This window comes from Promicromonospora kroppenstedtii, assembly GCF_044389675.1.
GTDB classification, from domain to species: Bacteria; Actinomycetota; Actinomycetes; order Actinomycetales; family Cellulomonadaceae; genus Promicromonospora; species Promicromonospora kroppenstedtii.
Window position 1 is genome coordinate 255,602 of sequence record NZ_JBIRYI010000008.1, and the last position, 13,742, is coordinate 269,343.

Here is a 13,742-nt window from a genome sequence, read left to right on the forward strand (position 1 = left end):
CCCGTCAGTTGGTAACGGTACGCTGCGTCACCACCAAGGGTGAGGAGGCCTGCATGACCGAGCCACGCGTGCCAGCGCGAGTTCGTCGTGTCACCTCCGAGGACCAGGCGCGCGAGCTCGCCACCGAGCTCCAGCGCCAGGGTCGTTCCTGGCCCGTGGTCGTCATCTCCACCCCGGCCGGCCACGACGCCCCCTTCGTGGACCCCCAGCGCGTGCTCGACGACGTGGCCGGGCTCGCCGAGGTCGTCGTCATCCCGACGGGCGACGTGTCCTGGGAGTTCTCGTCCGGCATGCCGCCGGACACGCAGGTCTACGGGGGAGCGTCCCGGGTCTACGGCACCGACCTCGAGTGGGTGCACCAGCCGCGGCGCTCGCCGCTGCACTTCGCCTACTCGAGCGACGAGGACGCGCGCGTGCGCGACCGGCTGGTCAGCGACGTCATGCGGTTCGCGGTGCGCGCCGGGATCGTCGGCGCCGCCCGCAGCGCCCCGGGCGCGACGCCCGTCGAGGGCACGGTGCTGGGCGTGCTCGGTACGCGCGCCCTGGTCAGCACCGACGACGGCGGCCAGGCCACCGTCGCCGAGGAGCTCGTCCTGGCGGACGTCCCCCTCGCACGCGTGCTCGCCCCCGGCATGCGGGTCACCGGTGCGCTCGACCCGGCGCGCCGCCTCCTCGACGTGCGCGGCATGCTGCCCGACGTCGCCACCCTCCGCCGGGCGGTGCACACCACCTACCGGGTGGGCCAGGTCGTGCTGGGCCGGGTCGAGAGCGTCGAGGACGAGGCCGTCCGCATCGCCCTGGCGCCGGGCGTCCACGTGCGGGTGCGCCGCGCGGAGATCACCGGCAACGACCTGGACCTGCTGGGCGATCTCTTCACCAAGGGCGAGGTGGTCACCGCCCGCCGCGTGCCCGCCCCGCTCGATGGCCTGGCCCTGCGGCTGGACGACGTCGACGAGTCCCAGGACGAGCCGGTCCCCGCGATCGCGCTGCTGGACGGCGGGCCACCGTGGCTCCAACCGCCGGAGCCGGAACCGGAGCCCGAGCCGGAGCCGGAGCCGGAGCTGCCGCGGATCGACGGGCCCGTGGTGCTGGGCTCGATCGGGCCCGCCGGACGCCCCACCCCCGGCGACCTGTTCGGCCTGCGCCCGACACCGGCACAGCCACCGGCACCGGCCCCGACCAACGCCCGGACCGATGGGCGCCGCAAGCCCACCCCGGGCGACGTCGCCGCCTTCCACGCCGGAGCCCACGACGCCCTGCCCTCGCCCACGACGTCGGAACCGGAGCCGGCCGGCAAGGCCGCCCGCGACCTCAGCCTGTCCCTCGACGCCGCGCGGTCCCGGGTGGCGTCGCTCGAGAAGGAGCTCCTGGACGACAAGGTGCGGCGGCACCAGGTCGAGCTGGAGGTGGACCGCCTGCTGGGTCGTGTGGGCGAGCTCACCGAACGGCTGGAGCGCAGCGAACGGCGGGCGGAGCAGCAGGCCACGGCCCTGCGCAAGGCCCGTCAGGAGGCGGCGCGCCTGCGCCACCGGCTGGGCGACGCCGGGGTGGAGGTGCCGGAGGAGCGGTACTTCGCCGACGACGAGGAGCAGCTCCGGTTCGAGGTGCTGACCGAGTGGGCCCGCGCCATCCCCGCGGCCGAGAAGGCCGGCCGCCCCCTGGCCGGGTACACGCTCGGGCCTCGGTTCCTCGCGTCGCTGACCGAGGTCGAGGGCATCAGCCGGGACCGCGTCGTCCGGACCCTCGTCATGGTGCTGACCGGACTGGCGCAGGACATGAACGGGCTGCAGGCGCACCGCCTGCGCACCGGCGCCGGCGGCGACGACCCGGTCCGGCACCGGGACGACGGTGCGGTCTGCTGGCGGGTGTCCTTGCAGGTCAACACGCCGTCGGCCCGCCGGCTGCACTACTGGAAGCTGCCGGGCGGCACCTACGAGCTGTCGCGCGTGGTGCTCCACGACGACGTGGAGCCCTGACCGCGCTCCTTCTCGTCCAGCTCCTCCAGGAGGTTGCGGATCTCGGAGCGCACGAAGTCGCGCGTCGCGACCTCCGACAGGGCCAGCCGCAGCGCCGCCATCTCCCGGGCCAGGTACTCGGTGTCGGCGAGGTTGCGCTCGCCGCGCTGCCGGTCCTGCTCCGCGGTGACGCGGTCGCGGTCGTCCTGCCGGTTCTGCGCCAGCAGGATCAGGGGCGCGGCGTAGCTGGCCTGCAGCGAGAGCATCAGGGTGAGGGCCGTGAACCCGTTGGCCGCGCTGTCGAACCGCAGGTCCTCCGGGGCCCAGATGTTCCACGCGAGCCAGAGCAGGCAGAACACCGTGAGGTAGATGAGGAACCGCGGCGTGCCGAGGAACCGCGCGATGGCCTCGGTGGCCTTGCCCACCGCCTCCTCGTCGAACCGGAACCGGGGGACGATGCCGCGGCGCTGCGCGAGCGGGGTGTCGAGACGGTCAGGCACGGTTCGCCCCCCGTCGCGTGGGGGACCGGCGGGCCGACGGCGTGGGCGGCGCGGACTGCGCGGCGATCGCCTCCATCCGCTCGTCGTCGCTGCCGCGCCAGTCGTCCGGGAGGATGTGGTCCAGCACGTCGTCGACCGTGACCACCCCCAGCAGCCGGCGCTGCGCGTCCAGCACCGGCAGGGCGAGCAGGTCGTACGCCGCGAGCAGGCGCGTCACCCGGCCGATCGACGCGTCGTGCGTGAGCCACTCCGTCTCCGTGTCCAGCACCGAGGCGACCGCCGCGTGCGGCGGCTCCCGCAGCAGCCGCTGGAAGTGGGCGACGCCGAGGAACCGCCCCGTCGGCGTCTCCAGCGGCGGCCGCACCACGAAGACCAGCGAGGCCAGCGCCGGCGGCAGCTCCTGCCGCCGGATCTGCGCCAGGGCCGTGGCGATCGTGTCGTCCGCCCCCAGGATCACGGGCTCCGTGGTCATCAGGCCGCCCGCCGTGTCCTCGGCGTACTCCAGCAGGCGCCGGACATCGGCCGCCTCGTCCGGCTCCATCAGGTTCAGGAGCTGGGCCGCCTGCTCGTCCGGCAGCTCGTTCAGCAGGTCGGCGGCGTCGTCCGGCTCCATGACCTCCAGCACGTCGGCCGCCCGGTCCCGGTCCAGGCCCGAGAGGATGGAGACCTGCGCGTCCTCCGGGAGCTCCTCCAGCACGTCGGCCAGCCGCTCGTCGTCCAGCGCGAGTGCGATCTCCAGCCGGCGTGCCGTGCCCAGGTCGCGGATCACGTCCGCGAGGTCCGCCGCGCGCATGTCCTCGTACGCCTCCAGCAGCCGCGCCGCACCCTGCTCGGGCGACCGGCTGGTGAGGTCCTGCACCGCGTCCACCGGCACCGTCAGGGTGGAACCGCGCCGGAACGGGCCCGACCCCCGCGCCGAGCGCCGCCGCACGAACAGCTGGTCCACCAGCCAGTCCCCGGTGCGCTGCTGGGCGATCGAGACGTCCTCGATCGTCACCTCGCCCGAACCGTCCTTGAGCTGCACGCGCCGGTCCAGCAGCTCGCCCAGCACCACCGACTCCATGGCCCGCTGCTCGAACCGCCGCATGTTCACCAGGCCGGTGCTGATCACCTGACCCGCGTCGATGCTGGTCACCCGGGTCAGCGGCAGGAACACCCGGCGTCGGCCCGGGACCTCGACCACCAGCCCCACAGCGCGCGGCGCGCCCTTGGCCCGGACCAGCACGACGACATCACGGACCCGGCCCACCTGGTCCCCGATCGGGTCGAAGACCAAGGTCCCGGCCAGACGTGCGACGAAAACCCTGGTGCTGGCGCTCACGCTGGTCAGCCTACGACCCGCGTGAGGGCGTCGCTCCTCGCCGTTATCGTCCAGGTAGGGGAGACTATGAGCATGAGCATGTCTCGCCCGGGTGCCGTCCCGAAGGTCCCGACCCTGCCGGCCGGTGACGAGGTCGCCGCGTACTCCACCTACCTGGAGGCGCAGAAAGCGGTCGACTACCTCTCCGACAACAAGTTCCCCGTCGAGAACGTCACCATCGTGGGCACCGACCTGCGCATGGTCGAGCGGGTCACCGGCCGCCTCACGTACGGCCGGGTGGCGCTCGCGGGCGCCCTCTCGGGCGCGTGGTTCGGCTTCTTCGTCGGCCTGCTGCTGACGCTCTTCTCGGCCTCGTCGGGTTTCCAGGTCATGCTCGCCGGCATCGCGCTCGGCGCCGGGTTCGGCCTGCTCTTCTCGATCCTGTCCTACGCGTTCACGGGCGGACGGCGCGACTTCACGTCGTCGTCGCAGATCGTGGCCGCGACCTACGCGATCCTCTGCGCGCACGACCACGCGGGCGACGCCCGGGCCATGCTGGTGCAGTCCCCGAGCGGCCTGGGCAAGGCGCGCGGTGCGGCCTCGGTCGGGGTCCCGGCCGCGCCTGCGTCGCCCGGTGCCCCGGCTGCACAGGCCCCCGCGCCGACGGCGCCTGCCGCGCCCCGGACGCCGGACCCTCGCTGGGTCACGCCCTCCGGTGAGCCCCGGTACGGCGCGATGCGGCCGGGTGCCGGTGCTGCGGCGCCGGCCGACACGCCGGTCCCGCCGTCTGAGGCTCCGGCTGCTCCGGCTGCTCCGGCTGCTCCGGTCGAGGATTCCCCGGCGCAGCCGCCGGTCCCGCCGACGGACAACCCGTCCGACCCGCCCGCCGAGCCGAAGGATCGCCCGGCGCCCCACCAGGGCAACCCGTACGCGCCGCCGTCGGACGACCAGAAGTAGGGGCCGCCGCCGCCCCGGGCACTGACTTCGGTCGGTTGCCTTGAGACCGGTCAGTTGACCGACCGGTCTCAAGGCAACCGACCGAAGTCATTTTCGGGCCGTGCAGGGGACCGAAGTCATCGCGGGCGGCGACGCCGCGCGCCAACAAGTTGAATCAACGTGGGGACTCTGCCGACGGCCCGCCAACGGTTCGAGCGCGACCACATGTCCCGCAGACAGGCGTTCGTGCACAGGTCCGCGGAGCGTCGCCCGCGGACCCCTGTCCGTCGGGCACGGTCGGGGAATGGTCGACGTAGAGATCCCGAGAGTCGCGCTCGCGCTGGAGCAGGACCGCAACGCCCTGGCCACGGCTGCCCGCAAGGGCGACGCGGTTCGGATCCGGCGCGGGGCGTACTGCGCGCCCGACGACCTGCGGGTCGACGGCGTCGCCCGCAGTGCGCGGGAGGACCGGAACCGCGCGCTGGCCCGGGTGCGCGCCCTGGACTCCTAGCTCCGGGTCGAGCACGTGTTCAGCCACGCGTCGGCCGCGCTGCTCCACGGCTGCTGCGTCTGGCAGAACCCGCGCGAGACGCACGTCTACCAGCGCTATCGCGCGTCCGGTCACGCCTCGGCCGACGTGCGCCGGCACTCCTGGACGCTCAGCCCGGACGACGTCGCCGACGCGGCCGGGCTGCCGGTCACCACGCTCGAGCGCACCGTCGTCGACTGCGCGCGAGCCATGCACCCGCTCGAGGGCCTGGTCATCGCCGACTCCGCGCTCGCCGCGGGGGCGGAACGCGATGCGCTGCTCGACGTCCTCGAAGCGGGCGCCGGCCATCGCGGAGCCCGGAGGGCCCGGCTCGTGATCGAGCTGGCCGACGCCGGTGCCCAGTCGGCCTGGGAGACGTGGACCCGGTACGAGCTGCTCCGCGCCGGACTGCCGCGGCCGTCGACGCAGATGCCGGTCGAGACCGGTCGCGGGCTCTTCCACACCGACCTCGGGTACGAGCAGTGGGCCCTGGGTATCGAGTTCGACGGGCAGGTCAAGTACCGGCCCGACGGCGTCCGCCCTGGTCATGATCCCGCGCAGGAGTACCTGCGCGAGAAGGCACGGGCCGAGGCGATCCGCCGTGCAGGCGTCACGATCGAGCACGTCACCGCCGCGGACAAGCGCGACGTCCGAGCGCTGCTCGCCAGACTCACGAGCCACCTCCCGCCGGAGGTGGTCCGCGCCGCCCGTCCTGACTCACGCTTGCCCCCGACCTGACAACGGAAATGACTTCGGTCGGTTGCCTTGAGACCGGTCGGTCAACCGACCGGTCTCAAGGCAACCGACCGAAGTCATTTGCTCGCCGTGCAGGGGACCGAAGTCACTTGATGCACCGCACCGCACCGCACCACGCCTCAGCGCAGCGACGCCATCCAAGCCTCGACGTCCTCGGGACGGCGGGGCAGCGCCGCCGAGAGGTTCTCGTAACCGTCCTCGGTGACCAGGACGTCGTCCTCGATACGCACGCCGATGCCGCGGAACTCCTCCGGCACGGCCAGGTCGTCGGCCTTGAAGTAGAGGCCCGGCTCGATGGTGAACACCATGCCCGGCTCCAGCACGCCGTCGAGGTAGAGCTCGCGGCGCGCCTGGGCGCAGTCGTGCACGTCGAGGCCCAGGTGGTGCGAGGTGCCGTGCACCATCCAGCGGCGGTGCTGCTGGCCGTCCTCGTCGAGCGCGTCGGCGGCGGTGACGCCGTCGGGCAGGAAGCCCCACTCCTCGAGACGGGCCGCGATGACCTCCATGGCCGCCGCGTGGATGTCGCGGAACCTGGTGCCCGGCTTGGCGACGGCGAACGCGGCGTCGGCGGCGTCCAGCACCGCCTGGTAGATCTTGCGCTGGACGTCGGTGTACTCGCCGTCCACGGGCAGCGACCGCGTGACGTCGGCGGTGTAGAGCGAGTCGACCTCGACGCCGCCGTCGAGCAGCAGCACGTCGCCGGACCGGACCTCGCCGTCGTTGCGGATCCAGTGCAGGGTCGTGGCGTGCTCGCCCGAGGCCGCGATGGTCTCGTAGCCCACGGCGTTGCCCTCGAGGCGGGCGTGCCCGTCGAAGGTGGTCTCGACGACGCGCTCGCCGCGGCGGTGTGCCTTCGCGGCGGGCAGTGCGCGCACCACGGCCTCGAAGCCCTCGATGGTGCGCGCCACGGCCTCGCGCATCTGCGCGATCTCGTACTCGTCCTTGACCAGGCGCAGCTCGGAGGTGGCCTCCACGAGCGCGTCGTCCGAGACGATCTGCTCGTCCTCGGTCTCGCCGGCCTCCAGGCGGAGCTCCTCGACGAGGGCCTCGATCGCGTCGTCCGCGCCGGTCACGACGAGCAGCCGCACACCGCCGTCGCCGACGTCCTTGGCCAGCGCGTCGCCCAGCTCGTCGATGTGCCGGGCCTCGATGCCCGTCAGAGCCTCGACGTCCGCGAGCGACGGGCGGGCGCCGACCCAGAACTCGCCGTAGCGGGCGTCGGCGTAGAACTCCTCGTTGTCCCGCGGGGCCAGCGGTCGCACGTACAGCACGGCATGGTGGTTCGAGCCGGCATCGCCGGCGCCGTCCTCGACCGGGTGCAGCACCAGCACGGCGTCGGGCTCGCGGTCGGTGCCCAGGCCCGTGAGGTGGGCGAACGCCGAGTGCGGCCGGAACCGGTAGTCGGTGTCGTTCGAGCGCGGCTTCAGCGAGCCCGCGGGGACCACGAGGCGCGCGCCGGCGAACCGGTCGGACAGCGCGGAGCGGCGGGCGACGGTGAACGGCGCGGCGTCCGACGGCGTCAGGCCGAGCTCGGCGCGCGGGGCCCACTGCGACATCACGAAGTTCTTGAACGCGGTCGAGGCGGGGCGGTGCGAACGGTTGGAGCCGCGGTCCGCGGTTCCCTGCTCGTCAGGCTGCGATGTGGTGGTGGGCTCGCTCATGCCCCCCAGTGTTCCACGCAGCCCGCCCGAAGTCGGCAAGCGCCCGGGTGAGCACCCGGTTGAACGCGGTGGGGGCATCGGTGTTGACGGGGTGCCCCGCGTTCGGCAGCACGACCAGTGCCCCGTCCCGGGCCGCGGCGAGGTGCCGCTGCTCCTCGATGCGCATCCTGTCGTGCGCGCCGTTGACGAACCAGAGCGGGACCCGCGCGGCGCGCACGTTCGCGATCGACGACATGCCCGCGAGGTCCGTCAGGGCATCCGTGACGACGTCCCAGGTGGGGCGGTGCATCTCGGCCGTCTGGCGCGGGGCGATCTCGAGCTGGCGCAGGTCGGCGCCGCCGGGGGTGCTCTGCAGCGGGCTGAACGGCATGGCCTCCACGGCCAGCTGCATCCGGTGCACGGCCGGGTGGACCACGCGCCCGCGCAGGCGGCGCGAGAGGTAGACGGCGTTCGCCACCCTCCGCGAGATGTCGCGGTAGAGCCGCACGGGCTTGCCCTTGGGGTCGGCCGTGCAGGCGGCCGCCACCACGCCCACGAGGCGGTCGGTGGTGTCGGGCCGGGCGGCCCAGGCCAGGGACGTGTAGCCGCCCAGGGACAGGCCGACCAGGGCGACGGGCCCGGCGGGCAGCGACGCGACGGCGTCGTCCACGGCCTCGAAGGCGCCCTCCATGGTGAACCGGTCGTGGCGGCGCGAGCCGTGGGCGGGGAGGTCGACGGCGACGGCCTCGTGGCCGGCGGCGCGCACGTGCTCGATCTGGTTCTCCCAGATCGCGCCGGAGGCGCGCATACCGTGCACGAAGACCACGCTCGTGGGGTTGTGGGTCTGGGTCTCGCGGCTGTTGCTCATCTTGCCCTCGATGATGCGTTATCGGCTTGAGCACATGGCGGACGACGGCGGAGCGTGGCGTGAACGTGCTGTGTGGGCTTGCTGCCGCCCCGTCGCGGGCGTGCTGCACCTCACCACGCCCCGGGCTCCTGGGGGCCGGAAGGATCTCTACCCTTGTGGGGTGATCGACCTCCACACGCACTCCACGGCGTCCGACGGCACCGACTCGCCAGCGCGCCTGGTGGAGGTCGCCGCGCGCGCCGGCATCGCCACGCTCGCCATCACGGACCACGACACGACGTCGGGCTGGGCCGAGGCCTCCGACGCCGCCGGCCGGTTCGGCGTCGGCCTCGTGCGCGGCGCCGAGATCTCCGCGATCGCCCGGACGACGGGCTGGGGCACCGGCGTGCACCTTCTTGCCTACCTGCACGACCCGGCGCACCCCGACCTGCTCGTCGAGACCGAGCGCACCCGCGCGGACCGCGAGTCGCGGGCCCGGCGCATGGTCGACCTCCTGGCCGAGGACTTCCCGATCACCTGGGACGACCTGCTCGCCCAGACCAAGCCCGGCACCACGCTCGGCCGCCCGCACCTCGCGGACGCGCTGGTGGCGGCGGGTGTCGTCCGGGACCGGGACGAGGCGTTCGCGACCATCCTGCGCCCGGGCACCAAGTACTACGTGGGCCACTACGCGCCCGACGCCGTCGCCGCGGTCCGCGCCGTCCGCGCGGCCGGTGGCGTGCCGGTCTTCGCGCACCCCGGTGCCGACGCCCGCGGCCGGATCGTCCCGGACTCGACGATCGAGGAGCTGGCGGCGGCCGGGCTCGCGGGGCTCGAGGTGGACCACCGCGACCACACGCCCGACACGCGCCGTCGGCTGCGCGAGGTGGCGGAGTCCCTGGACCTGCTGGTCACGGGGTCGAGCGACTTCCACGGTGCGGGCAAGCAGAACCGGATCGGCGAGAACACCACCGACCCCGGCGTGCTCGAGGCGATCGCCGCGCAGGGAGCCCTGGAGGTGCTCCGGTGAGCTGGTTCGACGTCGCGCTGTTCACCGAGGTGTTCGTGACGCTCTTCGTGATCATGGACCCGCCGGGAACGGTTCCGGTGTTCCTCGCGCTCACGTCCCGCATGACGGCGCAGGATCGCAAGCGGGCCGCGCGCACCGCGATCTTCGTGGCGTTCGGCGTGATCGTGGTGTTCGCGCTGTTCGGCCAGCTCCTGCTGGAGCACATGGGCATCTCGCTCGCGGCGCTGCAGGCGTCCGGCGGGCTCCTCCTGCTGCTCGTGGCCCTCGAGCTGCTGATGGGCAAGATGGACGCGGGCGAGACCGAGTCCGGCGGCTCCACGAAGAACGTGGCGCTGGTGCCGCTGGCCACGCCGCTGCTGGCCGGGCCGGGCACGATCGTCGCGACCATGGTGTTCGTGCAGCAGGGCGTCAGCGCGGGGGAGTCGGCCGTGGGGCACTACGCCTCGATCGGCGTGGGCATCGTGGCGGTCTGCGTGTGCACCTGGGCGGCCATGCGGTTCGCGGGGCTGGTGCACCGCGTGCTCAAGGACTCCGGCGTCACCCTGGTCACCCGCATCGCGGGTGTGCTGCTCGCCGCGATCGCCGTGCAGATGATCGCCAACGGCGTCATCGAGTTCGTGCGGACGGTCTAGCTCAGACGTCGATCGTCTCCAGGGCTACGCGCACCGGCTTCGCCGGGACGAGGCCCTCGGCCTCCCGCACCTTCTTCTTCATCGGCAGCACGTAGCCGCCGTCGCTGTCGCTCGGGAACACTGACGTGGTCCACGTGGTCTCCCCGACCGTGACGCGCACCCGGATCGACCCGAACCCGCGCGGGGGCAGCGGGAGGTCGGCCAGCTCGTCGGACTGTTCCGGCGGCACGGTCACGAACCACCAGGAGTCGGTCCGGGCCTGCCACTGCCACAGGGGAGCGGCGAACTCGATCTGCACGGCCCCCATACTGTCAGACCCACAGGTCACCGGGGTGGCCTGTGGGTCTGACACTTCTCTGGCTACCGGTCAGGACTCGGCCTGGGTCCCGTCCGCCGGGCGCCCGCCGCGCGTGCGGCGGCGGTTGCGGCTCCGGCGCCGGCGCTGGCCGTCCTCGTCGCTGCCCGACGCCGGACGGTCGGCCGCCGGGCCGCTGTCGCCGGCGGCGCGGGGCTCATCGTGCGAGCCGCCCTGGCGCGGTCCGCCGGAACGGCCGCCACCCGAACGGCCGCCACCGGAGCGGCCACCGGCCGAACGGCCGCCGCCCGGGCGCGAGCCGCTGTTGCGCTTGCCCGTCTCGCCCAGGTCCTCGAGGTCCTCGGCGTCCAGCCCCGCGAGGTGCTGCGCGGAGCGGGGCAGACGGCCCTTGGTGCCCTCGGGAATGTTCAGGTCGGCGAACAGGTGGGGCGACGTGGAGTAGGTCTCGACCGGCTCGGGGTACCCGATCTCGAGCGCCTTGTCGATGAGCGACCAGCGCGGCACGTCGTCCCAGTCCACGAAGGTGACGGCCGTACCGGTGTTGCCCGCGCGGCCGGTGCGGCCCACGCGGTGCAGGTAGATGCGCTCGTCCTCGGGGCACTGGTAGTTGACCACGTGGGTCACGTCCTCGACGTCGATGCCGCGGGCCGCGACGTCGGTGGCGACGAGCACGTCGATCTTGCCGTTGCGGAAGGCACGCAGCGCCTGCTCGCGGGCGCCCTGGCCCAGGTCGCCGTGGATGGCGCCGGCGGCGAACCCGCGCGACTGCAGCTCCTCGGCGACCTTGGCGGCCGTGCGCTTGGTGCGTGCGAACACGATGCTGCGGCCGCGGCCCTCGGACTGGAGCAGCCGCGCCAGGACCTCGACCTTGTCCAGCGCGTGGGCGCGGTACACGACCTGCTTGATGTTCTTGACGGTCGCGCCCTCGTCGTCCGGCTCGGCGGCGCGGATGTGCGTGGGCTGCTTCATGTAGCGGCGGGCCATCGAGACGACGGCGCCCGGCATGGTCGCGCTGAACAGCATGGTGTGCCGCTGCGCGGGGGTGCGGGCCAGGATCTTCTCGACGTCGGGCAGGAACCCGAGGTCGAGCATCTCGTCCGCCTCGTCGAGCACCACGGTCGCCGCGCGCAGCAGCGTGAGGTGCCCCTGGTTGAGCAGGTCGATCATGCGGCCGGGCGTGCCCACCACGACGTCGACGCCGGACTTCAGCGCCTCGATCTGCGGCTCGTAGGCGCGGCCGCCGTACACCTGCACGATGCGGACGCTGCGCTTGGCCGACGCGGTGCCCAGGTCGTTGGCGACCTGGACCGCGAGCTCGCGGGTCGGCACCACGACGACGGCCTGCGGCTTGCCGGGGGCGACGAGCTCGTCGTAGCCCGCCTCACCCGGGGCCACGACGCGGTGCAGCAGCGGGACGCCGAAACCGAGCGTCTTGCCGGTACCGGTCTTGGCCTGGCCGATGATGTCGTGCCCGCTCATCGCGACCGGCAGCGTCATGGCCTGGATGGGGAACGGGTGGGTGATGCCCGAGTCCAGCAGCGCGGCGACGATCTCGGGGCGGACGCCGAAGTCCGCGAACGTCACGTTCTGCGCCTGGATGGCGGACGGGGAGGAGTAGTCGGGCCCCGTGGCCACGGTGGGCTCGGGGTCGGTCACGGTGGCCGCGCTCGCGGCCGGGGTGTCGGTGGTAGTCACTGGCGCCTTCATCTTCTCGCGGCGCGGTGGGCCCTCGTGGCCCGGCGATCGCGCCTTCGTGCGGCAGCCGATCGTGAAAATCATCGCGCGCCGGGCGGGAGGCCCAGGCTGCGCGTCCTGTCGGCGGCCTCGCAGGGAGGTCGGAGCACAGGCTCGGGGGTCGGAACGTGACGACCGGGCAACCGATGTACAGCATTGATGGTACGCGCACGATGTTTCGCTGTGGTTAGCGAAACGCGTCCAGCGCCCTGTTAGTAATGAACGCCACGTGGCGGAGGGCCCTCGCGGGCGCCGTCCGCCACGTGGCGTCGGGGTACGACAGGCTCAGACGGCGCCGAAGCCGACCTTGCGCTGCTCCTCGGAGCCGATCTCGACGTAGCCGATGGCGCTGCCGGGGATGATCACCCGGCGGCCGCGGGCGTCGGTGAGCTCGAGGGGGCCACCGGTCAGGGCCTTCTTGACGGCCGTCGCGACGGCGTCCGCGCTCTCTTCCGTCTCGACCACGACCTCGCGCGTCAGGTTCTGCACACCGATGGTGACGTCCACGTTTACTCCAGTTCGGTCGGGGATTGCGCCGGGTACCCGGGGGTCCGGGAGTCCGGCCAGTCGATCCTAGCCACGCACCGGCGGGGTCGGCCCGCGGTTTCGCCGTGAGCCGATCCGGGGGCGGTGCGTGGCACGATGGTCGGCGTGAGCCGGTCCACGCAGAACCCGCGGCGCGCCATGGTCGTGCTCGGCGTGTGCCTGGTCGCCGGTCTCGGCGGGGGCATCGCCGCGACCATGGGCGCCGAGCCGGACGCGTCCGCCGCCGCCGTGGCCGGCGCTGTCGAGGACAGCCTGGGGGCCGAGGCGGCCGACGCCGTGCGCGACGCCTACGAGGCCGCCCGGTCGGGCGACCGGTCGGCGCCGCCCGCGCCCGTCGTCCCGCTGGAGGCGGAGGGAGCTGCGCCCGACGTCGACGACGCGACCCGGTCGGTGCCGTCCACGGGCAAGGCGGACCCGCCGGAGCCGGCCGTCCCCGAACCGGGCTCGGGGCTGATCGGCACGCCGATCCGGGTGGAGCCGAAGCTGTCCGGCGAGCTGGCGGTGGCGGCGGGGTCCCGCAGGGCGCCCGCGGAGGGGAAGGTCTGGCGGGTCCAGGTCGCGGTCGAGAAGGGGCTCCCGGTGGACCCGGAGGTCTTCGCCGAGGCCGTGCTGGCGACCTTGAACGATCCCCGCGGCTGGAACACCGCGGACGGTTCGACGTTCGCCTGGACGGAGACCGACGACTACGACGCGCGCGTCGTTCTCGCGAGCCCCGGCACCACCGACCGGCTCTGCCTGCCGCTGGACACGATCGGTGAGCTGTCCTGCGGTATCGAGGAGACCGCGGTGCTCAACTTCAAGCGCTGGGCCACGGGCTCGGACGCATGGGAGGACGTCTCGCGCTACCGGCAGTACCTCGTGAACCACGAGGTGGGGCACGTGATCGGGTACCACCACGACGTGTGCCGGGGCAAGGGCGAGCGCGCGACGATCATGGTGCAGCAGACGAGGACCACGAGCGGCTGCATCCCGGAGCCGTGGCCCGCGCCGCACGCGGGCAAGGAGTGACGTTCCCCGGTAC

General features: G+C 73.4%; 14 protein-coding genes. 7 read left to right on the plus strand and 7 right to left on the minus strand.

The features are described 5' to 3' along the window. Positions 1-53 precede the first annotated feature (53 nt). On the plus strand, positions 54-1,976 hold the full coding sequence (locus tag ACH47X_RS14995; protein WP_397405412.1) for a hypothetical protein: 1,923 nt from the start codon (positions 54-56) through the stop codon (positions 1,974-1,976). On the opposite strand, the gene ACH47X_RS15000 is transcribed toward ACH47X_RS14995, so the two are convergent. Together ACH47X_RS15000 and ACH47X_RS15005 are read right to left on the minus strand one after the other, a co-directional pair. Continuing rightward, complete coding sequence (locus tag ACH47X_RS15000) at positions 1,931-2,455, minus strand: DUF1003 domain-containing protein (RefSeq protein ID WP_020016309.1); 525 nt, start codon at positions 2,453-2,455, stop codon at positions 1,931-1,933. The genes ACH47X_RS14995 and ACH47X_RS15000 overlap by 46 nt on opposite strands. Beyond that, a complete protein-coding gene (locus ACH47X_RS15005; RefSeq protein ID WP_397405413.1) occupies positions 2,448-3,776 on the minus strand; it encodes a magnesium transporter MgtE N-terminal domain-containing protein in 1,329 nt (442 codons plus the stop codon). Before ACH47X_RS15005 ends, ACH47X_RS15000 begins: the two co-directional genes overlap by 8 nt. 72 nt (positions 3,777-3,848) lie before the next feature. Between ACH47X_RS15005 and ACH47X_RS15010 the strand changes: the two genes are divergently transcribed. The 3 genes from ACH47X_RS15010 (at position 3,849) to ACH47X_RS15020 (ending at position 5,958) form a co-directional block, all read left to right on the plus strand. Beyond that, the gene (locus ACH47X_RS15010; RefSeq protein ID WP_397405414.1) at positions 3,849-4,712 is read left to right on the plus strand and encodes a general stress protein; all 864 of its coding nucleotides are present in this window, start codon (positions 3,849-3,851) and stop codon (positions 4,710-4,712) included. A gap of 283 nt (positions 4,713-4,995) precedes the next feature. Continuing rightward, a complete protein-coding gene (locus ACH47X_RS15015; protein ID WP_397405415.1) occupies positions 4,996-5,202 on the plus strand; it encodes a hypothetical protein in 207 nt (68 codons plus the stop codon). Positions 5,203-5,217: 15 nt separating this feature from the next. Continuing rightward, positions 5,218-5,958 (plus strand): type IV toxin-antitoxin system AbiEi family antitoxin, encoded by a 741-nt coding sequence (locus tag ACH47X_RS15020; RefSeq protein ID WP_397405416.1) that lies wholly within the window; start codon positions 5,218-5,220, stop codon positions 5,956-5,958. 137 nt (positions 5,959-6,095) lie between these two features. Here the strand turns inward: ACH47X_RS15020 and ACH47X_RS15025 are convergent, their stop codons facing one another. Together ACH47X_RS15025 and ACH47X_RS15030 are read right to left on the minus strand one after the other, a co-directional pair. Beyond that, the gene (locus ACH47X_RS15025; RefSeq protein WP_142032997.1) at positions 6,096-7,637 is read right to left on the minus strand and encodes an aminopeptidase P family protein; all 1,542 of its coding nucleotides are present in this window, start codon (positions 7,635-7,637) and stop codon (positions 6,096-6,098) included. After that, positions 7,606-8,484 (minus strand): alpha/beta fold hydrolase, encoded by an 879-nt coding sequence (locus ACH47X_RS15030; RefSeq protein WP_397405417.1) that lies wholly within the window; start codon positions 8,482-8,484, stop codon positions 7,606-7,608. Before ACH47X_RS15030 ends, ACH47X_RS15025 begins: the two co-directional genes overlap by 32 nt. 160 nt (positions 8,485-8,644) lie before the next feature. On the opposite strand from ACH47X_RS15030, the gene ACH47X_RS15035 reads away from it, so the two are divergent. Continuing rightward, complete coding sequence (locus ACH47X_RS15035; RefSeq protein ID WP_397405418.1) at positions 8,645-9,493, plus strand: PHP domain-containing protein; 849 nt, start codon at positions 8,645-8,647, stop codon at positions 9,491-9,493. Next, a complete protein-coding gene (locus ACH47X_RS15040) occupies positions 9,490-10,125 on the plus strand; it encodes a MarC family protein (protein WP_142033002.1) in 636 nt (211 codons plus the stop codon). The genes ACH47X_RS15035 and ACH47X_RS15040 overlap by 4 nt, the downstream gene beginning before the upstream one ends. Before the next feature lies 1 nt (position 10,126). Here the strand turns inward: ACH47X_RS15040 and ACH47X_RS15045 are convergent, their stop codons facing one another. The 3 genes from ACH47X_RS15045 to ACH47X_RS15055 form a co-directional block, all read right to left on the minus strand. Further along, positions 10,127-10,432: a DUF1905 domain-containing protein gene (locus tag ACH47X_RS15045; protein WP_397405419.1), complete on the minus strand. Its 306-nt coding sequence runs from the start codon at positions 10,430-10,432 to the stop codon at positions 10,127-10,129. Positions 10,433-10,492: 60 nt separating this feature from the next. After that, on the minus strand, positions 10,493-12,148 hold the full coding sequence (locus ACH47X_RS15050) for a DEAD/DEAH box helicase (protein ID WP_397405420.1): 1,656 nt from the start codon (positions 12,146-12,148) through the stop codon (positions 10,493-10,495). 312 nt (positions 12,149-12,460) lie between these two features. Further along, positions 12,461-12,682: a DUF3107 domain-containing protein gene (locus ACH47X_RS15055; RefSeq protein ID WP_020016319.1), complete on the minus strand. Its 222-nt coding sequence runs from the start codon at positions 12,680-12,682 to the stop codon at positions 12,461-12,463. A gap of 144 nt (positions 12,683-12,826) precedes the next feature. On the opposite strand from ACH47X_RS15055, the gene ACH47X_RS15060 reads away from it, so the two are divergent. Continuing rightward, complete coding sequence (locus tag ACH47X_RS15060) at positions 12,827-13,729, plus strand: DUF3152 domain-containing protein (RefSeq protein WP_397405421.1); 903 nt, start codon at positions 12,827-12,829, stop codon at positions 13,727-13,729. Positions 13,730-13,742 lie beyond the last annotated feature (13 nt).

Bases quoted from the DNA above. Each gene is read 5' to 3' on its own strand.
- ACH47X_RS15050 (WP_397405420.1), bottom strand. From the start codon at position 12,148: ATGAAGGCGCCAGTGACTACCACCGACACCCCGGCCGCGAGCGCGGCC.
- ACH47X_RS14995 (WP_397405412.1), top strand. From the start codon at position 54: ATGACCGAGCCACGCGTGCCAGCGCGAGTTCGTCGTGTCACCTCCGAG.
- ACH47X_RS15025 (WP_142032997.1), bottom strand. From the start codon at position 7,637: ATGAGCGAGCCCACCACCACATCGCAGCCTGACGAGCAGGGAACCGCG.
- ACH47X_RS15030 (WP_397405417.1), bottom strand. From the start codon at position 8,484: ATGAGCAACAGCCGCGAGACCCAGACCCACAACCCCACGAGCGTGGTC.
- ACH47X_RS15045 (WP_397405419.1), bottom strand. From the start codon at position 10,432: ATGGGGGCCGTGCAGATCGAGTTCGCCGCTCCCCTGTGGCAGTGGCAG.
- ACH47X_RS15010 (WP_397405414.1), top strand. From the start codon at position 3,849: ATGAGCATGTCTCGCCCGGGTGCCGTCCCGAAGGTCCCGACCCTGCCG.
- ACH47X_RS15015 (WP_397405415.1), top strand. From the start codon at position 4,996: ATGGTCGACGTAGAGATCCCGAGAGTCGCGCTCGCGCTGGAGCAGGAC.